27 protein-coding genes are annotated in these 26088 nt (G+C 64.8%); 14 read left to right on the forward strand and 13 right to left on the reverse strand.

Annotated features, from left to right (window positions below; all coding sequences use genetic code 11):
- Positions 1–35: 35 nt before the first annotated feature.
- The 5 genes from CK226_RS17995 to CK226_RS18015 form a co-directional block, all read right to left on the reverse strand.
- The gene (locus CK226_RS17995; RefSeq protein WP_095772541.1) at positions 36–878 is read right to left on the reverse strand and encodes a tetratricopeptide repeat protein; all 843 of its coding nucleotides are present in this window, start codon (positions 876–878) and stop codon (positions 36–38) included.
- Between the two features lie 143 nt (positions 879–1021).
- Positions 1022–1288: a 30S ribosomal protein S21 gene (gene rpsU / locus CK226_RS18000; RefSeq protein ID WP_010911429.1), complete on the reverse strand. Its 267-nt coding sequence runs from the start codon at positions 1286–1288 to the stop codon at positions 1022–1024.
- A 176-nt stretch (positions 1289–1464) separates the two neighbouring features.
- On the reverse strand, positions 1465–1851 hold the full coding sequence (locus tag CK226_RS18005) for an SET domain-containing protein-lysine N-methyltransferase (RefSeq protein ID WP_010911428.1): 387 nt from the start codon (positions 1849–1851) through the stop codon (positions 1465–1467).
- A gap of 109 nt (positions 1852–1960) precedes the next feature.
- Positions 1961–2719, reverse strand: a complete 759-nt coding sequence (locus tag CK226_RS18010) for an SDR family oxidoreductase (protein WP_095792627.1) — start codon at positions 2717–2719, stop codon at positions 1961–1963.
- Between the two features lie 109 nt (positions 2720–2828).
- Complete coding sequence (locus tag CK226_RS18015) at positions 2829–3197, reverse strand: YrdB family protein (protein WP_095792628.1); 369 nt, start codon at positions 3195–3197, stop codon at positions 2829–2831.
- A 216-nt stretch (positions 3198–3413) separates the two neighbouring features.
- On the opposite strand from CK226_RS18015, the gene CK226_RS18020 reads away from it, so the two are divergent.
- The 8 genes from CK226_RS18020 (at position 3414) to CK226_RS18055 (ending at position 11191) form a co-directional block, all read left to right on the forward strand.
- Positions 3414–4667, forward strand: coding sequence for a sarcosine oxidase subunit beta (locus tag CK226_RS18020; protein WP_032931625.1), 1254 nt, complete (start codon positions 3414–3416; stop codon positions 4665–4667).
- Positions 4667–5089 (forward strand): hypothetical protein, encoded by a 423-nt coding sequence (locus CK226_RS18025; RefSeq protein WP_095792629.1) that lies wholly within the window; start codon positions 4667–4669, stop codon positions 5087–5089. Before CK226_RS18020 ends, CK226_RS18025 begins: the two co-directional genes overlap by 1 nt.
- An 11-nt stretch (positions 5090–5100) precedes the next feature.
- A complete protein-coding gene (locus CK226_RS18030; RefSeq protein ID WP_095772546.1) occupies positions 5101–5397 on the forward strand; it encodes a sarcosine oxidase subunit delta in 297 nt (98 codons plus the stop codon).
- Positions 5394–8387 carry a sarcosine oxidase subunit alpha gene (locus tag CK226_RS18035; protein ID WP_095792630.1) on the forward strand — a complete coding sequence of 998 codons (2994 nt, stop codon included), beginning with the start codon at positions 5394–5396 and terminating at the stop codon, positions 8385–8387. Before CK226_RS18030 ends, CK226_RS18035 begins: the two co-directional genes overlap by 4 nt.
- On the forward strand, positions 8380–8964 hold the full coding sequence (locus CK226_RS18040) for a sarcosine oxidase subunit gamma (protein WP_095772548.1): 585 nt from the start codon (positions 8380–8382) through the stop codon (positions 8962–8964). The genes CK226_RS18035 and CK226_RS18040 overlap by 8 nt, the downstream gene beginning before the upstream one ends.
- A gap of 59 nt (positions 8965–9023) precedes the next feature.
- Positions 9024–9260, forward strand: coding sequence for a hypothetical protein (locus CK226_RS18045; protein ID WP_095792631.1), 237 nt, complete (start codon positions 9024–9026; stop codon positions 9258–9260).
- Between the two features lie 79 nt (positions 9261–9339).
- Positions 9340–10125 (forward strand): ThuA domain-containing protein, encoded by a 786-nt coding sequence (locus tag CK226_RS18050; protein WP_095772550.1) that lies wholly within the window; start codon positions 9340–9342, stop codon positions 10123–10125.
- A gap of 16 nt (positions 10126–10141) precedes the next feature.
- Positions 10142–11191, forward strand: coding sequence for a Gfo/Idh/MocA family oxidoreductase (locus tag CK226_RS18055; protein WP_095792632.1), 1050 nt, complete (start codon positions 10142–10144; stop codon positions 11189–11191).
- 151 nt (positions 11192–11342) lie between these two features.
- On the opposite strand, the gene CK226_RS18060 is transcribed toward CK226_RS18055, so the two are convergent.
- The 6 genes from CK226_RS18060 to CK226_RS18085 form a co-directional block, all read right to left on the reverse strand.
- A complete protein-coding gene (locus CK226_RS18060) occupies positions 11343–11591 on the reverse strand; it encodes a DUF680 domain-containing protein (RefSeq protein WP_095787030.1) in 249 nt (82 codons plus the stop codon).
- A gap of 187 nt (positions 11592–11778) precedes the next feature.
- Positions 11779–12423, reverse strand: a complete 645-nt coding sequence (locus tag CK226_RS18065; RefSeq protein ID WP_095787029.1) for a TetR/AcrR family transcriptional regulator — start codon at positions 12421–12423, stop codon at positions 11779–11781.
- Positions 12424–12527: 104 nt separating this feature from the next.
- Entirely contained in the window at positions 12528–13304 is a 777-nt protein-coding gene (locus tag CK226_RS18070; protein WP_095792633.1) for an SDR family oxidoreductase, read from the reverse strand.
- A gap of 12 nt (positions 13305–13316) precedes the next feature.
- Entirely contained in the window at positions 13317–14351 is a 1035-nt protein-coding gene (locus CK226_RS18075) for a phosphotransferase (protein WP_095792634.1), read from the reverse strand.
- Complete coding sequence (locus CK226_RS18080; RefSeq protein WP_010911413.1) at positions 14348–14833, reverse strand: MaoC family dehydratase; 486 nt, start codon at positions 14831–14833, stop codon at positions 14348–14350. The genes CK226_RS18075 and CK226_RS18080 overlap by 4 nt, the downstream gene beginning before the upstream one ends.
- Positions 14834–14872: 39 nt before the next feature.
- Positions 14873–15688: an SDR family oxidoreductase gene (locus tag CK226_RS18085; protein ID WP_095792635.1), complete on the reverse strand. Its 816-nt coding sequence runs from the start codon at positions 15686–15688 to the stop codon at positions 14873–14875.
- Positions 15689–15802: 114 nt separating this feature from the next.
- Here CK226_RS18085 and CK226_RS18090 point away from each other — a divergent pair, with 114 nt between their 5' ends.
- From CK226_RS18090 to CK226_RS18115, 6 genes are all read left to right on the forward strand, one after another.
- The gene (locus CK226_RS18090; protein WP_095792636.1) at positions 15803–17044 is read left to right on the forward strand and encodes an acyl-CoA dehydrogenase family protein; all 1242 of its coding nucleotides are present in this window, start codon (positions 15803–15805) and stop codon (positions 17042–17044) included.
- Between the two features lie 57 nt (positions 17045–17101).
- Entirely contained in the window at positions 17102–18139 is a 1038-nt protein-coding gene (locus CK226_RS18095; protein WP_095792637.1) for a zinc-binding dehydrogenase, read from the forward strand.
- 215 nt (positions 18140–18354) lie between these two features.
- A complete protein-coding gene (locus CK226_RS18100; protein WP_095772559.1) occupies positions 18355–19536 on the forward strand; it encodes a glycosyltransferase family 87 protein in 1182 nt (393 codons plus the stop codon).
- The gene (locus CK226_RS18105; protein WP_095792638.1) at positions 19529–20509 is read left to right on the forward strand and encodes a glycosyltransferase family 2 protein; all 981 of its coding nucleotides are present in this window, start codon (positions 19529–19531) and stop codon (positions 20507–20509) included. Before CK226_RS18100 ends, CK226_RS18105 begins: the two co-directional genes overlap by 8 nt.
- Entirely contained in the window at positions 20506–21324 is an 819-nt protein-coding gene (locus CK226_RS18110; protein WP_095787021.1) for a ChbG/HpnK family deacetylase, read from the forward strand. The genes CK226_RS18105 and CK226_RS18110 overlap by 4 nt, the downstream gene beginning before the upstream one ends.
- A complete protein-coding gene (locus tag CK226_RS18115; RefSeq protein WP_095792639.1) occupies positions 21321–21731 on the forward strand; it encodes a GtrA family protein in 411 nt (136 codons plus the stop codon). Before CK226_RS18110 ends, CK226_RS18115 begins: the two co-directional genes overlap by 4 nt.
- Before the next feature lie 3 nt (positions 21732–21734).
- Here CK226_RS18115 and CK226_RS18120 read toward each other — a convergent pair whose 3' ends face one another.
- Together CK226_RS18120 and CK226_RS18125 are read right to left on the reverse strand one after the other, a co-directional pair.
- The gene (locus CK226_RS18120) at positions 21735–24866 is read right to left on the reverse strand and encodes an efflux RND transporter permease subunit (RefSeq protein ID WP_095792640.1); all 3132 of its coding nucleotides are present in this window, start codon (positions 24864–24866) and stop codon (positions 21735–21737) included.
- Positions 24863–26023, reverse strand: coding sequence for an efflux RND transporter periplasmic adaptor subunit (locus CK226_RS18125; RefSeq protein ID WP_095792728.1), 1161 nt, complete (start codon positions 26021–26023; stop codon positions 24863–24865). The genes CK226_RS18120 and CK226_RS18125 overlap by 4 nt, the downstream gene beginning before the upstream one ends.
- Between the last annotated feature and the right edge of the window lie 65 nt (positions 26024–26088).

Genomic DNA, 26088 nt, shown 5'->3' on the forward strand with positions numbered 1-26088 from the left:
GCCATAATGCTTAGCCGGCTCTGCTAACGACGATATTAGCTGACGCGGGCGAGGCCGTCCTTGGCCGGCTGGTAATTGGGGTTGAGGCGCACGGCTTCCTTATAGGATTTCGCCGCCTTCGCCTTGTCGCCGCGCCGCTCGTAGATGAGCGCCTGATTGGCCCAGGCCTCGGCGTTCTTGCCGTCGAGCTTGATGGCCATGTTGAAGTCGGAGAAGGCGTTGTCCTCGTCGCCCGTCGCCAGATAGGAGAGGCCACGGCCGTTGTAGGGCTCGGCGGCATCCGGCGCCAGCGAGATGGCGGTCGAGAAATCCTCGATGGCGAATTTGTGCTGGCCCTGGCTTTGATAGATCAGGCCGCGATTGTGGTAGGCGCGGGCGTCCGTCGTGTCGAGCTGGATCGCCTTCTGGAAGTCGTTGAAGGCGTCCTGGGTGCGGCCCGCCTTGCGGTAGAGATTGCCGCGGCCGATATAGGCGGCGTCATAATTGCCGTTGATCTGGATCGACTTGTTGTAGTCGTCGAGCGCGGCCGCCTGATTGCCGAGGAAGCGCTGGATGAGCGCGCGGTTGGAATAGGCCTGGTAGAAATTCGGATTGAGCTGGATGGCCTGGTTGAAGTCCTTGAGCGCCGCCTGATACTGGCCGCCGCGGCCATAGGCCGAGCCGCGCACATTGTAGCCTTCGGGATCCTGGGGATTGCGCTGGATGACGGCCGACAGCGAGGAGATGTTCTCGCTCGACCCTTGCGCCTTGTCGATGTTGTTGAACTCGCCGGTCGGGCCCGATGTCTGGCAGCCGGCCAGCACCAATCCGGAAAGCAGGGCTGCCGTCAGGGCGAAACCGCGCAATGCGGTCCCGCGCTCCACGCTTATTGCGTTCATGTCTGCCCTGTCCTCACTTATGCCGCGTCGTTCAGGTCCGGATCCCCCCTCCGGGCCGGGTCACAATCAAAATAAAAAGGTGGCGGCGATTCCGCATCGCGCCACCTTGGTATCCTTCGAAAAGGACGAAATATTGGCGATAATCAGCGCGGCGGACGCGCTGCGCCAGCAGCACCACCGGCAGCCACCGGACGCGGCGTCATCGGCAGCAGGCCTTCGCGCTGGGCGCGCTTGCGGGCCAGCTTGCGGGCGCGGCGCACGGCTTCTGCCTTTTCGCGGGCGCGCTTCTCGGAAGGCTTCTCGTAGTGACCGCGCATCTTCATTTCGCGGAAAATGCCTTCGCGCTGCATCTTCTTCTTGAGCGCGCGAAGCGCCTGATCAACGTTATTGTCGCGGACGAGTACCTGCACGGGCAATCCTGTCTTTCGGGTTTGATATCAACAGGCAAGTAGCCATAGCCACTAGCCTCCGCGGCGGTCGACACCACGAATTGTGGCGGCTGATAGCAGAATCAGGCCGCGCTGTCCACAGCCGAAATGCAAGACAACAGCCAAATTGCCACGGTCGCCCCGAGATAGGGCGCCAACTACGCCGTGGCCAGGTGCAGCCGTTCGAAATCCTCGAAGAATTCGCCGTAGTCACAAGTGATCTCTTCGCCGGCGGCAATGTCGCGGGTCGCTGTCGCGCCGCCATATTGCGAAAAATCGGTGTTCGGCGTCGCCGAATGGTTCATGAAGCGGCCATTGTCGACCTCATAGACCATGAAGCCCGGCCGATCCGGGCTCGGATAGGCATAGCGGTCGAGCAATTCCTTCAAAGGCTGGGGGGCGGCCTCGTATTCGTCCATCGGGATCAGCCGGTCGAAATCCGGGTTAAGCCGCCAGATCGAGGCGCCTTTCCGGATCGGCTCGGCGGCGAACATGCCGACGCCCTCGATCGCGCTCGCGGCCACATAGGTTCGGATCAGCATCATGGTTTCGGGACCCGTTTCGACAGGAAACGGAATCGCCAAATCGCGCGGAAAAAGCAAGACCGGCTGCCTGCGTCAAAGCGGCGAACCGGTCTGTTCGCCGAAAAAACCTTCACGTCCGGTTGATCGAGACCCCGCCATCGGCGAACAGCGCGGTTCCCGTTGTGAAGCTCGAGGCATCGGAGGCGAGATAAAGCGCCGAGCGTGCAATCTCCTCCGGCTGCGCCATGCGCTTCAGCGCATGGATGCCTTCGACGAACGCGCGGGCTTCGGGCGTCGTTGTCGTTGCGCCCGGTGTGTCGGTGCCGCCCGGCAGCAATGCGTTGACGCGCAGGCGTTTCGGCCCGTATTCGGCGGCCAGAACCTGTGTCAGGCCGATCAGGCCGGCCTTGGCGGCGGCGTAGGCGGCCATGCCCGGCATGCCGGCAGTGTAGCCGACAAAGCTCGAAGTGAAGATCAGCGAGCCGCCGCCGCGCTCCAGCATGGCCGGTATCTGATACTTCGCGCCGAGAAAGGCGCTGGTCAGATTGACGTCCATCGTCTCGTGCCATGCCGCCGGCATCATGTCGGGCAGGGGCGCCATCAAGCCGACGGCGCCGGCATTGTTGAAGGCGATGTCAAGGCCGCCGAAGCGTTCGGCCGCCAGATCGACAAGCGCCTTCGCATAGGCTTCGTCCCTGACGTCGCCGGCAAGCGCGATGGCCGTGCCCTCCACGTCCGATATCTCGGCGACAAGCGTATCGAGCTCGGCCTGACGGCGGGCGGCGACGACGAGCCTGGCCCCTTCCTCGGCGAAGAGTTTCGCCGTGGCGCGGCCGATGCCGGAACTGGCGCCGGTGACGATGGCGATCTTGTTGGCGAGTGCGAGCATTTTTGGCATCCCTGTTTTTCGCGCCAGTCTGGCCGGCAATCGGGATGCTTGGTTGCAGATGGAGCAGGTCGGAGCCACCCGATACCTGCGAAGGTCGCGTCGTCCTGAACTATTGCTTTAGCAGCCAGCCCAGCCGGTCGAGCGAAAATGCGTAGCTGATGGCGATGAGCAGCGCGACGACGATGCCCGCGGTCGTGTGACCCGCGGCATAGAATCCGGCAGCGCCACCGAACAGGATGACCAGTTCGAGCGCCAGCCGCACCGTGCCCGGAACCGGCACAGGTGCGCGGCCCGACCGGCTTGGGTCGTTGAGCACCGCGAAAGTACCCCACAGCACGGCCGCAATGATCGGCAAGGCCAAAGCGAGGACCCAGCGCCACCATCCTTCGGAAAGGTGCCAGCCGGCAATGCCGAGACCGAGCAAGGCGGCAAGCTCCAGCAGGAAGCGCAAGGTCAGATTCCACCAGGCATTGCCCATATTCGTCCTCCAGAATCGCGCGACGGATAATGTGGCTGAACGCAACCACGGCAGCCAGCCCGCAGGGGTCTTTTTTCGCCGTGGCGCAAAACGGCAAGTGTCGTCGCAAACAGCGCAAGGGTGGAAGCGCTGTTTCGCTAGTGATACACCTCGCGCGCCGGGCCGAACAAAAGCCCGGCTGCAATCCGCGAGATCTGTTGGCGCGAGGCTGGGACGTTGAAAAAATATTCGGTATTCGCCATCGCCCGCGAGGCCATGCGCGGCCACAAGGGTTGGGAGGAGCAATGGTCCTCGCCGGAGCCCAAGAAGGAATACGACGTCATCATCGTCGGCGCCGGCGGCCATGGCCTGGCCACCGCCTACTATCTCGCTACGGTGCACGGCATCACCAATGTCGCGGTGTTGGAAAAGGGCTGGCTCGGCGGCGGCAACACCGGCCGCAACACCACCATCATCCGCTCCAACTATCTCTATGACGAAAGCGCCGGCATCTACGATCATGCGCTGAAGCTGTGGGACGGGCTCAGCCAGGAGCTCAACTACAACGTCATGTATTCGGCGCGCGGCGTCATGATGCTGGCCCACAATGTGCACGACATCCAGGTGCTGAAGCGCCATGTCCACGCCAACCGGCTGAACGGCATCGACAATGAATGGCTGTCGCCTGAGCAGGCGAAGGAATTCTGCCCGCCGCTCAACATCTCCAGGGATGCGCGCTATCCGGTCGTCGGTGCCGCGCTGCAGCGGCGCGGCGGCACGGCGCGCCATGACGCGGTCGCCTGGGGCTATGCGCGCGGCGCTTCGGCGCGCGGCGTTCACATCATCCAGAATTGCGAGGTCACCGGCGTCAAGCGCGCGGCCAACGGCGCGGTCATGGGCGTCGACACGACCCGCGGCTTCATCGGCGCCAAGAAGGTCGGCGTCGTTGCCGCCGGCCATTCCTCGGTCATCATGAACATGGCCGGCGTGCGCATGCCGTTGGAAAGCTATCCGCTGCAGGCGCTGGTGTCGGAGCCGGTCAAGCCGGTGGTGCCGTGTGTGGTCATGTCCAACACGGTGCACGCCTATATCTCGCAGTCCGACAAGGGCGAGCTGGTGATCGGCGCCGGCACCGACCAGTATGTCTCCTATTCGCAGACCGGCGGCCTGCACATATTGCAGCATACGCTGGACGCCATCTGCGAGATGTTCCCGATCTTCACGCGCATGAAGATGTTGCGCTCGTGGGGCGGCATCGTCGACGTGACGCCCGATCGCTCGCCGATCCTGGCCAAGACGCCGGTGCCCGGCCTCTACGTCAATTGCGGCTGGGGCACGGGCGGCTTCAAGGCGACGCCTGGTTCGGGCCATGTCTTTGCCCACACCATCGCCAGGGACGATCCGCATCCGATCAATGCGCCCTTCACCATCGAACGCTTCCGCACCGGCCGGCTGATCGACGAGGCGGCGGCGGCGGCAGTGGCGCACTGATGATGGCGCAGATGGCTGTCGCGATGCCGCTGATGCTGGCGGGGGAACAAGGCATGTTCCACCTGCCTTCGGCTGAAGAGGTGCGGCTGCAGCCGATCACGCGCGCCGGCAACGAGGCCGGATGGCCGTTTTCGGTCGACGAGGGAACGCTCGCCTGCGTCTGGGGTGGCGGCCAGAAAATGGTGATGTTCTTCGAAGGCCGGCCGAAGGACCTGGATGAAGACGAGGATTTCAAGCCGCGTGGCGTCATCGTCACGACCGACCCGGTGCAGCTGACGCTCGGCAACATGGCCCACCGCGCCCTGTTTCGCGATTCCGCTGACGTCGAGGAGCGGCTGCGGCTCGTCGCGCCGTTCGTGACGATGGGCCAGAAACTTTGCGACCAACCCCCCGGCGCCCGCGTCGGCCACGGCGAATTGTAGGAACAAACAGAATGCTTCTCATCCGCTGCCCCTATTGCGAGGAAGAGCGCCCGGAACTCGAATTCCGCAACGCCGGCGAGGCGCATATTGCGCGCTCGACCGACATTGCTGGCGAGAGCGACGACGATTTCGAGAAGTTCTTCTTCATCCGCTCCAACCCCAAGGGCATCATCTATGAGCGCTGGCGGCACATGCATGGCTGCGCGCGCTTCTTCAACGCAGTGCGCGACACCGTCACCGACAAGTTCGTCATGACCTACAAGGCCGGCGAACCCAAACCCGCCAAGCTGCCCGGAGTTGCCAAATGAGCGGCGCGTTCCGCATCCCGAGAGCCGGTCGCCTCAGCCAGGCCAAGACCGCGCGGTTCAGCTTCGACGGCCAGTCCTATACCGGCATCGAGGGCGACACGCTGGCCTCCGCGCTGCTTGCCAATGGCGTGCATCTGGTCGGCCGCTCGTTCAAATACCACCGGCCGCGCGGCTTCCTGTCGGCCGGTGCGGAAGAGCCGAACGCATTGGTGCAGATCGTGCGCGACGGTGCGCGCAAGACGCCGAATGTGCGCGCCACCGTGCAGGAGCTCTATGACGGGCTCGCCGCCAATTCGCAGAACCGCTGGCCGTCGCTGTCCTTCGACGTCGGCGCGGTCAACGACCTGGCGTCGCCGATGTTTTCGGCCGGCTTCTACTACAAGACCTTCATGTGGCCGAAGGCGGCCTGGAAAAGCTTTTACGAGCCGAAGATCCGTGAAGCCGCCGGCCTTGGCGTTTCGCCCGACAAACCCGATCCCGACCATTATTCGTCGCGCTACGCGCATTGCGACGTGCTGGTGCTGGGTGGCGGCGCGGCCGGGCTCGCGGCGGCCTTGGCGGCAGCGGAAACCGGCGTGCGCGTCATCCTCGCCGACGAGCAGGCCGAGTTCGGCGGCAGCCTGCGTTTCGAGACGGGTGCCAGGATCGACGGCCAGGACGGTTTTGCCTGGGCGCAAGCGGCGATCGCCAGGCTGAGCGCGATGGACAATGTCCGCGTGCTGCCGCGCACGACGGCTTTCGGCTATTACGCGCAGAATTTCGTCGGCCTGGTCGAGCGCGTCAGCGATCACCTGAAGGCTCCCGGCCATGATTTGCCGCGCGAGCGGCTGTGGCAGGTGCGGGCCAAGCGCGTCGTGCTGGCTTCGGGCGCCATCGAACGCCACATGGTGTTCGCCAACAACGATCGGCCGGGCATCATGCTGGCGGGCGCGGCGCGCACCTTCCTCAACCAATATGGCGTGGCGGTCGGCAGGAATATCGGCGTCTACACGGCCAATGACTCGGCTTACGCCGCGGCGATCGATCTGAAAAAGGCCGGCGTCAACATCGCGGCGATCGTCGATCTGCGCGACAACCCGACCGGTCCGGTGATCGACGAGGCGCGGGCGCTCGGCATCGAGATCAATTTCGGCCGCGCGGTGATCCGTGCCGGCGGCAAATTGCGCGTGTCCTCGATGACCGTGCAGCCGAAGAATGGCGGCGGCGAGCGCACCATTTCCGTCGATGCGATCCTGATGTCGGCCGGCTGGACACCGTCGGTGCATCTGTTCTCGCAGTCGCGCGGCAAGGTCGCCTTCAACGACGAGACCAAGCGCTTCGTGCCCGGCACCTATGCGCAGGATTGCGTCTCCGTCGGCGCCTGCAACGGCACGGATGGCTTGTCGGCGACGGTGGACGAGGCCTATGCGGCCGGGGCCAAGGCGGCCAAGGATGCCGGTGCGAAAACCGCCAAGGGCGCCAAGCCGAAGGTCGACGCCTCGGAAAGCTGGTCGCGCGGCATGCTGGGCGCCGCGCCCGGCGCCGGCCCGGACACGACGGTGAAGGCCTTCGTCGACTTCCAGAACGACGTTACCGCCAAGGACATCCGCCAGGCGGTGCATGAGGGCATGCGCTCCATCGAGCACGTCAAGCGCTTCACCACCAACGGCATGGCGACCGACCAGGGCAAGACCTCCAACATGCACGGCCTGGCGATCGCCGCGGAGACGCTGGGCAAGCCGATCCCCGAGGTCGGCCTGACGACCTTCCGCGCGCCCTACACGCCGGTCACCTTCGGCGCGATCGTCAGCCATGCGCGTGGGCCGCTGTTCGACCCGACGCGCAAGACGGCGACGCATCCGTGGGCCGAAGCGCAAGGCGCGGTCTTCGAGGATGTCGGCCAGTGGAAGCGTGCCTGGTATTTCCCGAAAGCTGGCGAGGACATGCATGCCGCGGTCGACCGCGAATGCGTCGCGGTCCGCACGACCGCCGGCCTGTTCGACGCCTCGACGCTCGGCAAGATCGAAGTGGTCGGGCCGGATGCGGCCAAGTTCATGGAACTGCTCTACACCAATCCGTGGGAGAAGCTCGAGCCCGGTCGCTGCCGCTACGGCATCATGCTGCGCGAGGACGGCTTCATCTACGATGACGGCGTCGTCGGCCGGCTGGCGCCGGACCGTTTCCATGTGACGACGACGACCGGCGGTGCGCCGCGCGTCATGAACCACATGGAAGACTATCTCCAGACCGAGTTCCCGCATCTGAATGTCTGGCTGACCTCGATCACCGAACAGTGGGCGGTCATCGCGGTGCAGGGGCCGAAATCGCGCGACATCATCGCGCCGCTGGTCGAAGGCATCGACATGTCCGACGAGGCGCTGCCGCACATGTCGGTGCGCGAAGGCAAGATCTGCGGCGTGCCGACAAGGCTGTTCCGCATGTCGTTCACCGGCGAGCGCGGCTTCGAGGTCAATGTGCCGGCCGATTACGGCCAGGCCGTCTGGGAAGCGCTGTGGGCGGAAGGCCAGAAGCACGGCGCCACCGCTTACGGCACGGAGTCCATGCACGTGCTGCGCGCCGAGAAGGGCTACATCATCGTCGGCCAGGACACGGATGGCACGGTGACGCCGAACGATGCCGGTCTCGACTGGGCGGTCGGCAAGAAGAAGACCGACTTCGTCGGCATCCGCGGCATGGCGCGGCCGGACCTGGTCGCCAAGGGCCGCAAGCAACTGGTCGGCCTCAAGACCAAGGACCCGAAGGTGGTGCTGGAGGAAGGCGCGCAGATCGTCGAGGATCCGAAGCAGGCAATCCCGATGAAGATGATCGGCCACGTGACGTCCAGCTACTGGTCGCAGAATTGCGGCCGTTCGATCGCGCTGGCGCTGGTTGCCGGCGGCCGCGACCGGATGGGCGATACGCTCTACGTGCCGATGCCGAACGGGGTGATCGAAGTGGAGGTTACCGGCATGGTGTTCTTCGACGAGACGGGAGGCCGCCTCAATGGCTAAGGCTGCTGCAAAGAAGACGGCTGCGGCCGCATCGCCTTCGGTCGACCGCCGTCCGGCATTGGCTGGACGCAGTACGACAGCGACGGGCGTGAAGGTTGAAGTGCTGCCGCCAGCCGAGCGCATCTCGTTGCGCGCGCCGGAGGCTTCGGTCGCGGCGCTGTCGAAGGCGCTTGGCCTGACCTTGCCGAAGAAGCCGAAGACTTCCGCGTCGAAGGGCGGGCGCACCGCTTTGTGGCTCGGCCCCGACGAGTGGCTTGTCATCGACGAAGGCGGAAACGATCCGCTCGCCGACTGTGCGACGGTCGCCGCGCTTCATTCGGCTGTCGGCATCTCACACCGCAACATCGCGATCTCCGTCGCCGGTCCGGCGGCCGAAGCCACGATCAATGCGGGCTGCCCGCAGGACCTGTCGCTCGACGCCTTCCCGGCGGGCGCGGCTTCGCGCACCATCCTCGGCAAGGCCGAGATCGTGCTGTTGCGCACGTCGGACGATGCCTTCCGGGTCGAGTGCTGGCGTTCGTTCTCGGACTATGTCTTTACTTTCCTGTCCGAGGGAGCCCGCGACGCGGCTGGCTGACCCGGAACGTTTTGCCGCCCGCGTTCGTTGTGCGGCAACAGGTCGAGGGAGAAGTGTCGATGCCGTCGAAGTCCGCGCCGAAATCGCCGCAGTCGAATGCCAAAACCGACGCGGTCCGCTCGCTTGAACATGAGCGGCATCGCGAGGCCGACGCCGAAGAGGAACTCGAGGAAGGCTTGGAGGACACGTTCCCGGCCAGCGATCCTGTGTCCATCACCAGTTCGGCGATCCCCGGCGCGCCCGCCAAGCCGGGCAAGGCCAAGGCCGTTTCTGGTCGAAAAACCCGCAAGCCCTGATTTTCAGCAATTTTGGTCGACAGGCATCTTTCCAAGGCATCGCCAGTTGGGATATTCAAAGCGCTTTGGAGGAGGAAAAATGCCGATAAAAGCTGTTGTCTGGGGCGAGAACGTCCATGAACAGACCAATGCCGCCGTGCGTGACCTCTATCCGTTGACCATGCATGGCACCATTGCCGCGGCGCTCAACCAGGACAAGGGCATCGAGGCAACCACCGCCACCTTGCAGGAGCCGGAGCACGGGCTGAGCGAGAAGCGCCTGGCCGCCACCGACGTGCTTTTGTGGTGGGGCCATGCCGCGCATGGCGAGGTCAAGGACGAGATCGTCGAGCGCGTGCAGAAGCGGGTTTGGGAAGGCATGGGGCTGATCGTGCTGCATTCCGGCCATTACTCGAAAATCTTCAAGCGGCTGATGGGCACGCCCTGTTCGCTGAAATGGCGCGAGGCGGGCGAGCGCGAGCGTGTCTGGGCGATCAACCGTGGTCACCCGATCGCGCAAGGCATCGGCGAATGCTTGGAGATCGGCGAGACGGAAATGTATGGCGAGCCCTTCGCGGTGCCGGAGCCGCTGGAGACGGTCTTCGTCTCCTGGTACGAGGGCGGCGAGGTGTTCCGTTCCGGGCTGACCTACCAGCGTGGCGCGGGCCGCATCTTCTATTTCTCACCCGGCCACGAGACCTATCCGATCTACCACAATGAGGGCGTGCAGCAGGTGCTGCGCAATGCCGTGCACTGGGCGCACAATCCGGCACCCGCATGGTCCGGCATCACCAATGCGCCGAACGTGCCGACGGATAAGGCCAAGGAGAAGATCGTGCAGAAGGGCCTGCGCCTGCATGCCGATGGCGATAAGGGGTTGAGTTGATGGGGAACCTGATCTGATGCATCGCCTGCTCTTGCTCGGCACCGGCTGGATCGCCGGACATCATATCGAAGAGTTCGCAAAGGTTCCTGGTTGCAGCATCGTCGCCTGCGTCGATCAACTGCCTGGCCGCGCCGCGGCGTTTGCCGCTGCCAACGACATCGGCGCTTCTTTCGAGAGCCTTGAAGCGGCGATCGCCTGGGGCGATTTCGACGCCGCCATCAACGCCACTCCGGACGGTGTGCACAAGGCGACGACGCTGGCGCTGCTTGCCGCGGGAAAACATGTCTTTTGCGAAAAGCCGCTGGCACCGAACCATGCCGATGCGCTTGCCATGACCGAAGCGGCCGAGGCCGCCGGCCTCGTCAACATGGTCAATCTCACCTACCGCAATTCACCGGCGATCCAGGAAGCACGGCGTCTGGTGTTGGCGGGCGCGATCGGCGAATTGCGCCATGTCGAGGCGAGCTACAAGCAGAGCTGGCTGGTCAGCAAATCCTGGGGCGATTGGCGCGTCGAGGACAAATGGCTGTGGCGACTGTCGACCCGGCACGGTTCGACCGGGGTTCTGGGCGATGTCGGCATCCACATCCTCGATTTCGCCACCTATGGCGCGGCCCAGGATATTGTCAGCCTGCACGCCGACCTGGTGACGTTTCCGAAGGCCGAAGGCGACCGTATCGGCGACTATGTGCTGGACGCCAATGACAGTGTGGCGATGACGGCACGGCTGGCATCCGGCGCGCTGGCGACGATCATTGCAAGCCGCTACACAACCGGCCATGGCAATGACCTGTCGCTGACGCTGCACGGCACCGAAGGAGCGCTCAAGGTCGAGACCGATGGCAAGGCAGCGCGGCTGTCGGCGTGCCTGGGAGAGGATGTCGATGTTCAGCTCTGGCGAGAGCTGGCCCTGCCGGATGTCAAGCGCAACGCCCGGCGTTTTGTCGACGCGCTGGATGCCGGGCGGAATGGCGACCCGTCCTTTCGGCGCGCCGCCGACATTCAGAAGCTTATCGACGCCGCCTTCGAGAGTTCGGCGAGCAGGCTGCCGATCTCGGTCGGCTGACATCCGGCCATCGCAGCGGTTGGCAGTCTTGGCGCCTTCAGCACCGCCTTCAGCGGCAAGGTTGGCTGCGTACGACCTCAGGCGCAGACCCTGGGCTGGCTGTGAGTCTCGTCCATGCCCGGGGAAACCCCGGGCGGGTATGCGGTCGATCTTAGAAGGCGCTCGGCAGGATCCAGGGATTGATGCTGATGCCAAGGCGCGGGCCCTTGCCTTCAGCAGTATTTTCCGCGGCGCCCTTCTTCTCGACCGAGCCGGTCGAGGCGCAATCCAGCTTCACATTGGTCTTAGTGTCGACGCAGGTCGCGGCCGGCAGGTGCTTGACCGGCTGGGTGGTGCCGGCGGCGAAGGCCGAACCGGAAAGTGCCAGCACGGCGGCGAGGGTGAGGAGTGTCTTTTTCATCGTCAGTCTCCTTTTTCGACGAGTGAATTTCTTTCGTACATGTACGGTGCTGCGTACAGATACGTCCGCCGATCGCGAAGTTCAAGTCAAGATCGTACGCGTACGATAAATTTTTTGTTAACCAAGAATTTGCCCTCGGTTTGGTTCGAAAGGTGGCGAGGAAGCGTGGAAACGAAGGAGATGTCGTTCAGCAGTTGACCGGTGTGTCGGTCAATGGCGGCACGTTCTGGGTGCTGAGTGCGGCCAGTTGGAAATCGCACATGCGTTTCACGAAAGCCTGCGGGTCGCCGAAGGGGTAGAAGGGAAAGGTGATCAGCAGCGAGATCGTGCCGTGGCCGACCGCCCACAACATGGTGGCGATGGCGCGCGGATCGCCTTGCAGTTTTCCGGCGGCGACGCAGGCTTCGACCCGCGTGATCAGCACCTTCATCGCCGGGTTGGCCTCGTGCATTTCTTGAAAACTCCGACCTTCCGGCGGCCTGGTCTTTTCGGTCATGAAAACCGTGCGGTATTCATTGGGATTGCCGAGGCCGAAGGCGGCATATTCAGTCATCACCGCCTGCAAGGCCTCGATCGGATCGTCGGACGGATGCTCCTCGATGCGGCGGGCGAGCGTTTCGAAGGCGTCTTCGGCCAGCGCGAACAGAATGTCCTGCTTGTCGGCGAAATAGGAATAGACCGACATCGGCGCATAGCCGACCCGCTTGGCCAGTTTGCGGATGGTCAGGCCCTCATAGCCTTCTTCCTGAACGAGCTTATGCGCGGCTTCGACCAGTTCGGAACGCAGCTCGGCCTTCTGTTTTTCGCGGCGTTTCTGGACGCTCAGCGGCAAGTCCGGTGCCTTTCGGTGGTGTCTGGGGTTGGCGGTATCTGGGCTAAATTATATACGCTGTACGGAAACGGACAAGGGCGCCGCAGGTTCCCAAGCGGGAGGCATCAGATCGCCCCGACGCCACCGTCTATGGCCAGCGCATGGCCGGTCATGAAGGAGTTGGCCGGGTCGGCGGCGAAGAGGATGGCGGCGGTGATTTCGTCGACCTCCGCCACGCGTTTCATAGGCACGCCGCGTGTCAGTTCGGCCAACGCTTCTGCCTCCGGGGCACCCGAGGCGCGCACGAAACTGTCCACCATTGCCGTCCTTGTGTGGGCCGGGCAGATGGCGTTGATGCGCACACCCTTGGTGGCATATTCGGCGGCCGCCGATTTGGTCAGCCCGACGACGCCATGCTTGGCGGCCGCATAGACCGAGAGTTTCGGCGCGCCGACCAGTCCGGCAACCGAGGCGATATTGACGATAGCGCCGCCCTTGGCCGTCGCCCCGAACTGGCGCTCCATCTGCGGGATCTGGTGCTTCATGGCATAGAAGACGCCAAGCAGGTCGATCTCAAGCACGCGGCGGGCCTCGTCCGACGGAACCTGCGGCAGGCGCACGAGACTCTGGACGATGCCGGCATTGTTGATGGCGACATCCAGCCTGCCGAATCTTTCGACCGCCAGCCGGACCAGGTCCTCGGACAATTTTTCGTCCGCTACGTTGCCGGCCAGGAACGCCGTCTCGGCGGGCAAGGTTGCGGCGAGATCGGTGAGCGCCTTTTCGTCGATGTCCGACAGCACCAGCCGCGCGCCCTCGGTGGCAAAGCCTTTCGCAGCACCCCGGCCGAGGCCGCCGGCGGCGCCTGTGATCAGCACCGTTGCCCCGTCAAAGCGGCCCATAATGGCTCCCCGTCATGTCTGCCCGTCGATCAGTCTGGCGGCGAGATGCGACAGCAGCTTCACCGCCTCGCCATAGGTCCTGGCCTTTTCGGGATTGGAGGCATTGCCGTCCAGCGCGCGCTTGTAGACGCCCTGGCAGATCGCCGCCAACCGGAAGAAGGAGAAGGCGAGGAAGAAGGTCCAGTTGCCGATGCCGCTGAGGCCGCGCTGCCGGCAGTAGGCAGCGACGTAGTCTTCCTCGGAAGGCAGGCCGAGCGCGGCGCGGTCGACGCCGCCGAGGCCGCGAAAGCCGGAAGCATGCGGCAGGCGCCATTGCATGCATTGATAGGCGATATCGGCAAAGGGGTGGCCAAGCGTCGACAACTCCCAGTCGAGCACCGCGATGACCCTTGGCTGGCCCGGCGCGAAGACCAGATTGTCCAGCCGGTAGTCGCCATGCACCAGCGATATCAGGCCGTCATCGGCGGGCAGGTGCGTTTCCAGCCAGGCGATCAGTCGGTCCATGTCGGCAATGATGGCGGTTTCGGAGGCGCGGTACTGGCTGGTCCAGCGTGCCAGCTGCCGTTCGAAATAGTTGCCCGGCCGGCCGAAATCGGAGAGACCCACCGCGTCGACATCGACATCGTGCAGGGCCGCGAGCGTGCCGTTCATTGCGTCGTAGATGGCGGCGCGTTCATCGTTGTCACGTGCCTCGGGCAATGCCGGATCCCAGAAGATACGGCCGTCGAGGAAATCCATGACATAGAACATGCGGCCGATCGGCGAGTCCTCGGCCGACAGATGCAGCATTTCGGGCACCGGAACGGCAGTGCCGAAAAGGGCCTTCATCACGCGGAATTCGCGGTCGACCTGATGCGCCGATTTCAGCAACTGCCCCGGCGGCTTGGCGCGCAGCACATAGCGGCCACTGGCCGCCGTGATGAGATAGGTCGGGTTGGACTGGCCGGATTTGAATTTTTCGATTGAAGCAAGCCCGAAAAAGCCGGGTATTTCCGCCTCGAGGTAAGGCGCAAGCGCTGCCTGGTCGAGCGCGTTGGGGTCGATCATGCGGTCTCGGGCTGGCGTTCGATCAGCGTCAGCGTCAGCCAGCGGGCGGTCAGGGCCGGTTTCTTCGAGCCCTCGATCTCGATCGTCACGTCGTGCGCCGTCTGCACCCAGCCCGAGGGTCTCACCTTGACGTCGGCCAGCACGAAACGGGTGCGGATGCGCGCGCCGGTCTTCACCGGCGCCAGGAAGCGCAGCGAATCGAAGCCGTGGTTGACGCCCATCTTGCTGTTTTCCAGCGGCGGCATTGTCTCGAACGTCATTGCCGACAGCAGCGACAGCGACAGGAAGCCGTGCGCGATGGTGCCGCCGAACGGCGTCTCGCGCTTGGCCCGCTCGGGATCACAGTGGATGAACTGGTGGTCGTCGGTGGCGTCGGCGAACTGGTCGATCATGCGCTGCGTCACCACCCGCCACGGCGAAACGCCAACCTCCTTGCCGACACTGGCCAGAAGCACATCGAGACTGATCGGTTCCACGCTCATGTCCTCCAGTTCACCTCCGGCTTCTACGGCCGGAAAATGTCATTCCTTGAACAAGGTCAATCCATGCTGCACCGACTGCCCGCCGTCGATCGGCAGGATGGCGCCGGTGACATAGCTGCCTGCACGGCTGCACAAATAGAGCGTTGCGCCGGCAATGTCATCCGGTGCGCCGATACGGCCGATCGGAACATGGTTGCCGACATGTTTGGCCTGCTCATCCGTACCGGTGGCAAAGGCCGTCATGCGGCTCTGGAAAGGGCCGGGGGCGAAGGCGTTGACGGTGATGCGGCGAGCGGCGAATTCGAGTGCGAGCGTACGCGTCAGGTGATGCACCGCGGCCTTGGACGCCGTGTAGGAATAGGCGTCGTCGGCCAGCGGCTGCGTCCCCATCACCGAACCCAGATTGATCACCCGGGCCGGATCGGCGTCGCTTGCCGCGGCCTCGAGCAGCGGCAGCAACTCGCGGGTCAGGTGGAAGACGGCGGTGACATTGACGCCGAGCACCTTGGCCCATGCCGAATAAGGAAAACTCTCCAGCGGCGCGCCCCAGGAAACGCCGGCATTGTTGATCAGGATATCGAGCTTGGCGGTCCGCGCCTTGACCTCGGCGACGAGTGCGGCGATGCCGGCTTCGCTGGAGACGTCGCCGGCAAAGCCCTCGGCCCGGCCAGGGGCGCCAAGTCCGTTCAACGCATCGGCGACCCTGATGCAATCCTGGCCCTTGCGCGAAGCGATCATCACGCTGGCGCCGGCCTTGACCAGCGCTGTCGCCGCCATGCGGCCGATGCCGGTCGCCGCGCCCGTCACCAGCGCGGTCTTGCCGGCCACCGAAAACAGCTCGTCGAGATAGGCCATTCCAATCCTCCGCGCTCTGCCCTGGGCAAAGAGTTCGCGTTGACAAGGCTATCCGAAGTACGGTCATCCTTGCCACGGGTAAATTGCCGGGCCTCTATGAAGGGTTAGCGACCGATGACGGAGATGAATCTCGGCATGACCGAGCGGCTGAAGCCGATCCACGCGCGCGTCGCGGCCATGGTGCGTGACGAGATCATGCCGCTCGACAAGGAATTCTTGGGCGAAGTGGGCAAGGCAGGCGACCGCTGGGTCTACAGCCCACGCCAGGGCGAAATCCTCGAAGGGCTGAAGAAGACCGCAAGGGAGCGCGGCCTGTGGAATTTCTGGCTGACCGGCTCGGAACGCGGCTATGGCCTGTCCACCGTCGAATATGCCTATCTCGCCGAGGAAATGGGCAAGGCGCATCTCGGCGCCGAAACCTTCAATTGCTCGGCGCCGGACACCGGCAATATGGAGGTGCTGGAGCGCTACGGCTCGGCCGACCACAAGAAGGAGTGGCTTGAGCCGCTTTTGGACGGAAAAATCCGCTCGGCCTATCTGATGACCGAGCCGGATGTCGCCTCGTCCGACGCCACCAACATTGCGATGCGCTGCGAGCGGCAGGGCGACGACTATGTGCTCAACGGCGAGAAATGGTGGGCCTCGGGCGCCGGCGATCCACGCTGCGCCATCTACATCGTCATGGTGCGGACCGGCGGCGACGGCGAGCCGCAGCACCGCCGCCATTCGATGATCCTAGTGCCTTCGGACACAAAGGGCGTGACCAAGGCTCGGGCCATGCAGGTCTATGGCGACGACGACGCGCCGCATGGCCATATGCACCTGCGCTTCGACAATGTGCGTGTGCCCGCCTCGAACCTGATCCTCGGCGAGGGCAGGGGGTTCGAGATCGCGCAAGGGCGGCTCGGTCCCGGGCGCATCCATCACTGCATGCGCGCCATCGGCCAGGCCGAGATGGCGCTGGAGATGCTGTGCCAGCGCTCCGTGCGCCGCGAGGCCTTCGGCCAGAAGCTGGCGAAACTCGGCGCCAATTTCGACATCATCGCCGAATGCCGCATGGAGATCGAGATGGCCCGGCTGCTCTGCCTCAAGGCGGCTTGGATGATCGACCAGGGCGATGCGCGCGCCGCTGCCCCCTGGGTCAGCCAGATCAAGGTCATCGCGCCGCGCGTCGCGCTGAGGATCACCGACGAGGCGGTGCAGATGTTCGGCGCGCAAGGCATCAGCCAGGACACGCCTCTGGCGCGCTCGTGGACGCATCTGAGGACATTGCGCCTGGCCGACGGGCCAGACGCCGTGCATCGCCGGCAAGTGGCGCGGACGGAGCTGAAGAAGTACACGCAGGAGAAGCTCTGAGCAGGCGCTCGGTCAACCGTGCCATGGGCCTTCTGCCAACAACAAGGAGTGTCACCGATGACCATTCCCTCCGAAATGAAGGCGTTGCTCCTGGTCGGCGACGGCTACACCAAGACGCCGAGCGGCAGCGCGCTCGCGTCGATGGAGCCCTATCTCGAGCCGGGCCGCATCGCGGTGCCTACGCCGGGCCCGAGCCAGGTGCTGATCAGGGTCAGCCTGGCTTCGATCAACCCATCCGACGTCGCCTTCATCAAGGGTCAGTACGGCCAGCCGCGCGTCAAGGGCCGGCCAGCCGGCTTCGAGGGCGTCGGCACGGTCGTTGCCGGCGGCGACGACCCCTATGCCAAAAGCCTCGTCGGCAAGCGCGTCGCCTTCGCCACCGGCCTTAGCAACTGGGGCTCGTGGGCTGAATATGCCGTCGCCGAAGCGGCGGCCTGCATTCCGCTGCTCGAGACGGTGCGCGACGAGGACGGCGCTGCGATGATCGTCAATCCGATTACCGCCATCGCCATGTTCGACATCGTCAAGCAGGAGGGCGAAAAGGCCTTCGTCATGACCGCCGGCGCCAGCCAGCTTTGCAAGCTGATCATCGGCCTGGCCAAGGAGGAAGGGTTCCGGCCTATCGTCACCGTGCGCCGCGATGAGCAGATCGCGCTGCTGAAGGAGATCGGCGCTGCCCATGTGCTCAACGAGAAGGCGCCGGATTTCGAGGCCACGCTGCGCGAGGTGATGAAGGCGGAGCAACCGCGCATCTTCCTCGATGCGGTCACCGGGCCGCTGGCTTCGGCCATCTTCAACGCCATGCCGAAGCGCTCGCGCTGGATCATCTATGGACGGCTCGATGCCGACGCCACCATCATCCGCGAACCCGGCCAACTGATCTTCCAACACAAGCATATCGAGGGCTTCTGGCTGAGCGAATGGATGCGGCAATTCAAGGAGCGGCGCGGTCCAGCGATCCTGGAAGCGCAGAAGCGCTTTTCCGACGGACGCTGGTCGACCGATGTCACGGCTGTCGTGCCGCTCGCCGAGGCGATCGCGCGGGTGCCGGCGGAACTGGCCAAGCCCAACGGCAAGGTTTTCATTCGGCCTTGATGCTGTTCGAAGCAACTCCAGAGACGCGAATACGAGGCCGTTCAGAGGTTCTTCCCGGTCAGAAGCCGCGGCGTCCAACCATCCGCGGCGGCCCGCGGAGATGATGGCCGCGTCTTTCAGCCCCTATGCCACTTCGCTTTGTCCGTGATATGCCGCCATCGAAATGCCGGACGGTGCGGGCAAGGGCTTGTTCCGGAATGTGTGGGGTGCCTTTGATGACGATTTCCAAGCCGGTTTTCGACCGTCTGGGACTTGGCCTGTGGATGGGAGCGTTCCTGGTCGTCCTTGCCATGATCCTGTGGTCGCCCGACACGCGTTCGGTGTTGCAGGCCTACAGATACGGCAGTCAGGAATTCCTGGCCGGCCGGCCGCTCTACGATATCCAGTCCGAGATGGGATATCTCTACGCCCCGGCCTTTGCCGCGCTCTATGTTCCCATACTCGAGCTCGGACCGCATCTGGGTGGACTGGCGTGGCATATCATCGGTTTCGCGGTGCTGACCTACGCCGCGATGCGGCAGGTGCGCAGGCTCGGCGGCGGGGAATTGCCATGGCTGCTTTCCTACGGCCTGTTCCTTGCCTTGCCGATGGCGCTGGGGGCGATCCGCAACGGCCAGGCGACGATCCTACTGACCGGCGCCTGCTGGCTTCTCACCTTGTCGGCGCTCGAAGGGCGGCGTGCCGAAACCTTCTTCTGGGCTTCGGTCGCCATCATCGCCAAGCCGACCGCGATCATCATGCTTTTGCTGGTCGGTGCCCTGCGCCTGCGGCTGATACCGGTGCTGGTGCTGGCGGTGCTGTTCGTGCTCGCCTTGCCCTATGCGTTCGCTCCCGCGAGCTATCTCAACGACCAGTATCGTGTCTTTGGCGGGATGCTGACCTCGATGGCTGTCGACAATACCAGCCACTTTGTTCCCACCGACTTCACGGCGCCCTTCACGACAATCGGCTTGCCCCTCCCGGAATTCGGCGCCACGATCGTGCGCATCGTCATGGCCTTGTTCACGCTTTCATTCGTCATCTGGTTCGATCGCAAGCTCGAACGCGGGACGGCTGGTCTCGTCATCTTCCTGGCGGCGACCTTCTACATGTGCGTCTTCAACCCGCGCGTCGAGCCCAACACCTATGCCATGATCGCCGTGCCGGCCGGTCTCGCTATCGCCTTGTTGTGGCGCGAGGAACGGGGTGGTGTCCTGGCTTCGGTGCTGTCCGTGATGCTGTTCCTGACCGGATTGACGGGCGTCGAACGTCACATCCATGATTTCCTGTACCCTTGGTTCCGGCCGATCGCGGTGACCCTCATTGCAGGTCCCCTGATCTGGTGGTTCTGGGCCAGGGCGCGAGGCAAGGTGAGGGGAGTCAAGGTGATGAATGAAAGGCCTGTCGCAAATGGCTGAGGCGCGGCCCGTTCTCGATATCGTCGCGCCGTTCTTGAACGAGGCCCAGTCGGCATCGGCCTTTGCCGCATTGCTCGACAAGCTCGAAGCCGAAGTGTCGCAGCGTTTCGGCATGGAAGTCCACAAGATTCTGGTGGACGACGGCAGCCGCGACGACGGCGCCGAGCGGTTTTCTCAGGCGCTGTCGGGTTCCTGGGAGATCGTCCGGCTCAGCCGCAATTTCGGCAAGGAGGTCGCGGTGCTCGCCGGCCTCGACCAGTCGCGCGGCGACATGGCGCTGGTCATGGACGCCGATCTCCAGCATTCGATGGACATCAGCCTGAAGATGATCGCCGAACTGGTGGAAAATCTGGATATCGACGTCGTCTACGCACAGAACGACCGCCGCGAGGCCAGTTGGCGGCGCAGCCAGCTGGCGAAGCTGTTCTACAGTCTGATCAACAGCAGCCAGCGTTTCGACATTCCAGAAAATGCCGGCGACTTCCGCGTCATGCGTGGCGCCGTGGTACGCGCACTGACCAGCCTGCGTGACAAAAGGCGCTTCAACAAGGGCCTGTTCGCCTGGGCCGGCTTCCGCCAGAAGGCCATAAGCTATTCGCCGGAAAACCGTGTCACCGGCAAGTCGAAATGGAGCCGGCTCAACCTGATCGCCTTCTCGCTGGAAGGGTTTACGTCCTTTTCCGTCATTCCGCTGCGCATCATCAGCCTGAGCGGGATGCTGGCGGCGCTGGCGGGGATCCTCTACGGAGCCAAGGTGTTCTTCGAGGTGCTGTTCTACGGCATCGCCGTCCCCGGCTATCCCAGCCTCATGGTCGCCGTCGTCCTGCTCGGCGGCCTCAACCTCACCTTGCTCGGCCTGATCGGCGAATATGTCTGGGTCACGCTTTCGGAAAGCAAGGACCGCCCGGTCTATATCGTGCGCGACGTCGTGCGCGGCGTTTCGGACAGGCCGCCAGGCGCGTCCGGCGCATGACGCGGCGCATCCGCCTGATCGCCGACGATTACGGCCTGGCGCCCGGCGTTTCCGCCGGAATTCTCGACCTGCTCGATCGCGGCCGCCTGACCGGCACCAGTTGCATGACCGGCTTTCCGGAATGGCGTGATGCGGCGGCGCGCATAAAGCCGCTGCGCGGCCGCGCAGCGGTGGGGCTGCACTTGACCCTCACCGACCAGCCAGCCGTCACCGGCCGGTCGAGCCTGGCGCCGGAAGGCCGGCTGCCGCCGCTGCGTTCGCTGGCGCTGCCGGTGCTGCGCGCAAGCATTGATGAGCGCGATGTCCATGCCGAGCTGGACGCGCAGCACAGCCGCTTCGTCGAGGCGCTTGGCCGCCAGCCCGACTTCATCGACGGGCATCAGCACGTGCATTTCCTGCCCGTCGTGCGCACATGGCTGCGGGGGTGTTTTCCCGAAGCCGGCGGCCGGCCGGCGCTGCGTGGCGCTCCGGCGCTGGGCGATGCCGTCGTCGCGCCGAAGGTCGCGGCAATCGCCGCCGTGGCCGCCGGCTTCAACCGGTCGATGGCACGCGCCGGCTTTACCCTTTTCGAGCCGCTCGCCGGCATCTATGACTGGCGGCAGCCCGAACGGTTCGCGCCGGTTCTGCAGGCCGCCCTCGAGGCGCTGCCGGAACGAGGCCTGTTCATGTGCCATCCCGGCCATGTTGACGAGACGCTGCGGGCGCGCGACCCGATGCAAGGCGTGCGCGAGGTGGAATACGCGGTGCTGGCCTCCGACGCGTTCGGTGCGAGCCTCGCACGCGCCGGCGTCGAGATCATGGACGGCAAGGGATGAGCGGCGCCGACCAGCCCCGGCGTTCGACCGGCAGCAAGATCGTGCGCTTTGCCACTGTCGGACTGGCGAACACGGCCATCGACCTTGCCGGCTTTTTTCTGCTGCTCAAGCTGCATGTCCCGCCGCTGCCGGCCAATGTCGTCTCATGGTCGATCGCCGTCATCTTCTCTTTCTTGGCCAACGGCTTCTGGTCGTTCGAGCGCAACCAGGCCATCCGGCTGCATGACGCCTTCGTGCGTTTCGTCTCGCTTGGGGCATTGATTTCGCTCGGCGTCTCCAGCCTGTCGATCGCGCTGTTCGCCGGCATCGCAGGCGTGTGGCCGGCAAAGATCGGCGGTGTCATCGTGGCGGCGGTGCTGAATTTCCTTGCCGCGCGCTGGTCGATCGAAGGCCGGTTGCTGAAGTAACGGCTACTGCGCCCGCTCCGCACCGACGTAAGCGGCTTCCTCGAGCTCGCGCTTCAGGCGTGTTTCCTCGTGGGTCTTCGGTGTGACGAAGCGGCCAAGCAGGAGATAGGCGACCGGCGTCAGGAACAGTGTCGAGACGGTGGCCAGCCCCAGCCCGCCGACGATGACCCAGCCGAGCGCCACGCGTGCCTCGGCACCCGCGCCCGCCGCCAGCACCAGCGGCACGCCGCCAAGTATGGTGCAGATCATCGTCATCATCACCGGCCGCAGGCGGATGGTCGAAGCCTGCTCGATCGCCTCGCGCACGCCGAGCCCGCGATCGCGCAGCTGGTTGGCGAACTCGACGATCAGGATGCCGTTCTTCGCCATCACGCCGACCAGCAGCACCAGGCCGATCTGGCTGTAGGCGTTGAGGCTGGTGCCCGACAGCAGCAAGGCGAAGATCGCGCAGGCCAGGCCGAGCGGCACGGTCGCCATGATGATGACGGCGCTGACGAAGCTTTCGAACTGGGCGGCCAGCACCAGGAGGATGATGACCAGCGCGAAGCCGAAGATGGTGACCATGGCGCTGTTGGTTTCGCCCAGCGTGGCGGCTTCGGCCAGCGGCAGGATGCGGCTGCCCGGCGGCAAGAGCGGCGTGGCGATCTCCTCGGCGCGGCTCAGCGCGTCGCCAAGCGCGAAATTGCCCGAGAGGTTGGAGGTGATGGCCACCGATGGCTGCTGCTGTTCGCGAGACAGCGATGGCGGCACGGCGCGTTCGGTCAGCGTGGCTATGGTCGACATCGGCACGAAGCGGCCGTCTCCCGTCTTCAGGAAGACGTTTTCCAGATCGGTCGGATCGTTGATCGGATTGGTGGTCGAGACCAGTTTCACGCCATAGCTGCGGTCGGCGATGTAGACGTCGACGACATCGTTGCCGTCGAGCATGGCCTGCATGGTGTTGGCCAGCCCCGTGATGTCGATGCCGAGGTCTGAGGCGCGCTCGCGATCGATGGCGACGGCCAGCTGCGGCTGCGTCGGGTCGATCGACAGGCGCGGCGTCTGGAAGCGCGGGTCCTTCTGCATCTCGGCGATGATCTTCACCGCCGCGTCGCCGAGCGCCTTGCGGTCGTTGCCGACCAGCGCGAATTGCAGGCCGTTGCCGGCGCCGCGGATGCCGAGGCTGTTGGGCTGCACCGGGAAGATGCGCACGCTCGGCACCTGCCTGGTCAGCTGGCTGATCTCGGCCATGATCTCCTGCTGGCTGCGGCTGCGCTCGTTCCAGGGCGCCAGCGTCATCACCATGAAGCCGGAATTGTAGGAGCCGTTCTGGCCGGCATTCTCGAAGGTCGAGCGGATCTCGCCGGAATCGCGCATCGGCTGGATCAGCTTCTCGATCTTCTGCATCTGCTGCGTCGTGTAGTCGAGGCTGACGCCTTGCGGCGCATTGATGCGCAACAGCACGGCCGCGCGGTCCTCGGTCGGCGTCAGTTCCTGGCGGATGGTGCCGAACAGGGTGAAGGCAGTGCCGGCAAACAGCACCGCGACCAGGACCACGATCCAGGGCGCATCGAGGCAAGCGTGCAGGGTGCGCCTGTAGGCGGTATTCAACACGCCGCCGATACGGGCGCCGAAGCCGTGGCCGCCCTCGTGGTGAAGTGAGGCGCCGGTCAGCATGCGCGAGGCGAGCATCGGGCAAAGCGTCAGCGCCACCACGCAGGACAGCAGCACCGACATGGCAAGCACGAAGCCGAATTCGCGGAACAGGCCGCCGGTCTGGCCGGGCAGGAAGGAGATCGGCACGAAGACGGCGACCAGTGTCAGCGTCGTGGCAACGACGGCAAAAAACACTTCCTGCGCGCCGAGCACGGCGGCCGCACGCGGCCCCATGCCTTCGTTGCGCCGTCGCACGATGTTTTCAAGCACAACTATGGCGTCGTCGACGACAAGGCCCGTCGCCAGCACCATGGCGAGCAGCGTCAGGATGTTGACCGAGAAGCCAGCCAGATAGATGGCGGCGATGGTGCCGATCATGGCGACCGGCATCGACAGGCCGGGGATGAGCGTGGCGCGCCAGTCGAGCAGGAAGATGTAGATGACGATCAGCACCATGGTCACCGACAGGCCGAGCGCGATCTCGACCTCGTGGACCGCGCCCTTGACGAAGACGGCGTCGTCGCTGGTGATCTTGATCGCCATGCCCTTGGGCAGGTTTTCCTGCAGCTTGGCGACAGCGGCCTGAACGCCGGTCGAGATGTCCAAAGTGTTCGATTCCGCCTGGCGGATGATGCCCATGCCGATGCCGGTCTTGCCATCGGAACGCAGCGTGGTCTGGCCGACATCGGGGCCGAGCGTGACGGTGGCGACATCGCGGATGCGCGTCGTGCCGCCGATGATGATGTTTTCGAATTCCTCGGGCGTGGTCACGTCCGCCGTGGTGCGGACGATCAGGTCCTGGTTGGTCGTGGTGATCGATCCGGCAGGGGAATCGAAGGCGACCGACGCCAGGGCTGTCCGGAGGTCGGCGACGGTGAAGCCGAGGCTGGCGAGCTTGTTCTGGTCGACGTCGATGCGGAAGATCTTGTCGCGGTCGCCATAGACCTGGACGTCGGCGACGCCGGGCACGGCTGCCAGTTCGTCCTCGATCTGATCCTGCACCACCACGGTCATGTCCTGGACCGACATGTTGTCGGACGTCACAGCAAGCCGCATCACCGCATCGGAATTGGCATCGGCCTTGACGATGCGCGGCGGATCGGCGGTGTCCGGTATCTGGTTGGCGACGCGGCCGACGGCATCGCGCACGTCGGAGGCCGCGACGTTGAGGTCGACGCCGTCGTTGAATTCGATGGTGACGCGGCTCTGGCCGAACGAGGAGGAAGACGAGATCGACTTGACGCCGGAGACGCGGGCGACGGCACCTTCGATCGTGTCGGTGAGCTCGCGGTCGACGGTTTCGGCCGCGGCGCCCTGGAAGGTGGTGGAAACGGTGACCACGGCGCGGTCGACGTCCGGAAGTTCGCGGATCTCGACGCCGTAGAAGGCGGCGAGGCCGGCAACCGCGATGAGGACGTTGAGCACGAAGGCCATGACCGGCCTGCGGATGAACAGCGCGGTGAAGCCGGTATCGCCGGCGGCGTTGACGGGTCCGGTCATGAGCCTTCGGCGGTGTCGGCGGCGCGCTGCTCCTGGCCGGCGATGCGGACCTCGCCGCCCTCGCTGACGCTCTGCGTGCCTTCGGTGACCACCATGTCGCCGCTGTCGATCTCGGCATCGATCAGCACGGTCTCGGTGTTGCGCTGGATGATGCGCACCGGCACGCGCTTGGCCTTGCCGTCCTCGATCTGCCAGACATAGGCGCCGTCCGAGCCCCACAGGATCGCCAGCGGGCTAACGGCCGGATAGGTCTCGCCAGGGAATTTCATGGTGATGGAGAATGACATTCCGGCGCGCAGCGAATCGGCGGGATTGGCGATCTTGGCCTTGACCAGCAGCGTGCGGCTCTTCTCGTCGATGTGGTTGTCGATGGCCGAAACCGTGCCGGTATAGGCGCTGCTCGGATTGGCGATCGGCGTCGCCGTCAGTTGCGCGCCGACCTTGACGGCGGCGGCGAAGCGCTCGGGCACCTGGAAATCAACCAGGATCGAGGAGCGGTCGTCGAGCGTGGCGATGGCCGACTGGTTTGTCACGTAGTTGCCGGCCGAGATCGGCAGGATGCCGACGGTGCCTGATATTGGCGCCAAAATGGAGCGGCGCTGCAGCGCAAGCTCGGCGTCCTGCAGCGCCAGCTTGGCGCCCGCCAGAATCACCTCTGCATCAGCGACGGCGACCGGCGTCGCGGCATTGGAAGCGCGCAGCGATTTGACGCGGTCGAGCTTGGACTGCGCATCCTGCAAGGCGAGCTTGGCGCGGTTCTGTGCGATGATCTCGGTCTCGGAATCGAGCGTCGCGATCATCTGTCCCTTGTCGATATGGCCGCCGGATTCGACCAGCAATTCTGCAAGGCGGCCGGAACTGTAGGGATTGACGGTCACCGAAGCGTTGGCGCGGCCGGTGCCGATCGCCTGCAGGCGGTCGTTGATGACAGCCGAGGCGGCCGGCGATGCAACGATGGTGGCAATCCGGAGGCCGTTGCGCCCCGCCTGCCGGGAGCCAGCCGCCGCAGTGTCCTGCGCCGAAGGTGTCGCGCCATAAGCCCAGTCGATGCCCCAACGCGCCAGCACTTGAGGAGCGCCGGGGTAGAAGCGCGCCCACACTGCCGCTGCCGCGACCACGATCACAAACGCAAGGACAATCTGTTTCCAGCTCGGCATCGACACTCCAGCGGCAAGAATCGCCTGCCGGTTCCAGACGGAAGCGGATGCAGCGACGATACGGG

It is taken from the genome of Mesorhizobium sp. WSM4311, assembly GCF_002295115.1.
Taxonomy (GTDB): domain Bacteria; phylum Pseudomonadota; class Alphaproteobacteria; order Rhizobiales; family Rhizobiaceae; genus Mesorhizobium.

Bases quoted from the DNA above. Each gene is read 5' to 3' on its own strand.
- CK226_RS17995 (WP_095772541.1), bottom strand. From the start codon at position 878: ATGAACGCAATAAGCGTGGAGCGCGGGACCGCATTGCGCGGTTTCGCC.
- CK226_RS18005 (WP_010911428.1), bottom strand. From the start codon at position 1,851: ATGATGCTGATCCGAACCTATGTGGCCGCGAGCGCGATCGAGGGCGTC.
- CK226_RS18010 (WP_095792627.1), bottom strand. From the start codon at position 2,719: ATGCTCGCACTCGCCAACAAGATCGCCATCGTCACCGGCGCCAGTTCC.
- CK226_RS18015 (WP_095792628.1), bottom strand. From the start codon at position 3,197: ATGGGCAATGCCTGGTGGAATCTGACCTTGCGCTTCCTGCTGGAGCTT.
- CK226_RS18025 (WP_095792629.1), top strand. From the start codon at position 4,667: ATGATGGCGCAGATGGCTGTCGCGATGCCGCTGATGCTGGCGGGGGAA.
- CK226_RS18030 (WP_095772546.1), top strand. From the start codon at position 5,101: ATGCTTCTCATCCGCTGCCCCTATTGCGAGGAAGAGCGCCCGGAACTC.
- CK226_RS18035 (WP_095792630.1), top strand. From the start codon at position 5,394: ATGAGCGGCGCGTTCCGCATCCCGAGAGCCGGTCGCCTCAGCCAGGCC.
- CK226_RS18040 (WP_095772548.1), top strand. From the start codon at position 8,380: ATGGCTAAGGCTGCTGCAAAGAAGACGGCTGCGGCCGCATCGCCTTCG.
- CK226_RS18045 (WP_095792631.1), top strand. From the start codon at position 9,024: ATGCCGTCGAAGTCCGCGCCGAAATCGCCGCAGTCGAATGCCAAAACC.
- CK226_RS18050 (WP_095772550.1), top strand. From the start codon at position 9,340: ATGCCGATAAAAGCTGTTGTCTGGGGCGAGAACGTCCATGAACAGACC.
- CK226_RS18055 (WP_095792632.1), top strand. From the start codon at position 10,142: ATGCATCGCCTGCTCTTGCTCGGCACCGGCTGGATCGCCGGACATCAT.
- CK226_RS18060 (WP_095787030.1), bottom strand. From the start codon at position 11,591: ATGAAAAAGACACTCCTCACCCTCGCCGCCGTGCTGGCACTTTCCGGT.
- CK226_RS18070 (WP_095792633.1), bottom strand. From the start codon at position 13,304: ATGGGCCGCTTTGACGGGGCAACGGTGCTGATCACAGGCGCCGCCGGC.
- CK226_RS18075 (WP_095792634.1), bottom strand. From the start codon at position 14,351: ATGATCGACCCCAACGCGCTCGACCAGGCAGCGCTTGCGCCTTACCTC.
- CK226_RS18080 (WP_010911413.1), bottom strand. From the start codon at position 14,833: ATGAGCGTGGAACCGATCAGTCTCGATGTGCTTCTGGCCAGTGTCGGC.
- CK226_RS18085 (WP_095792635.1), bottom strand. From the start codon at position 15,688: ATGGCCTATCTCGACGAGCTGTTTTCGGTGGCCGGCAAGACCGCGCTG.
- CK226_RS18090 (WP_095792636.1), top strand. From the start codon at position 15,803: ATGACGGAGATGAATCTCGGCATGACCGAGCGGCTGAAGCCGATCCAC.
- CK226_RS18095 (WP_095792637.1), top strand. From the start codon at position 17,102: ATGACCATTCCCTCCGAAATGAAGGCGTTGCTCCTGGTCGGCGACGGC.
- CK226_RS18100 (WP_095772559.1), top strand. From the start codon at position 18,355: ATGACGATTTCCAAGCCGGTTTTCGACCGTCTGGGACTTGGCCTGTGG.
- CK226_RS18105 (WP_095792638.1), top strand. From the start codon at position 19,529: ATGGCTGAGGCGCGGCCCGTTCTCGATATCGTCGCGCCGTTCTTGAAC.
- CK226_RS18110 (WP_095787021.1), top strand. From the start codon at position 20,506: ATGACGCGGCGCATCCGCCTGATCGCCGACGATTACGGCCTGGCGCCC.
- CK226_RS18115 (WP_095792639.1), top strand. From the start codon at position 21,321: ATGAGCGGCGCCGACCAGCCCCGGCGTTCGACCGGCAGCAAGATCGTG.
- CK226_RS18120 (WP_095792640.1), bottom strand. From the start codon at position 24,866: ATGACCGGACCCGTCAACGCCGCCGGCGATACCGGCTTCACCGCGCTG.
- CK226_RS18125 (WP_095792728.1), bottom strand. From the start codon at position 26,023: ATGCCGAGCTGGAAACAGATTGTCCTTGCGTTTGTGATCGTGGTCGCG.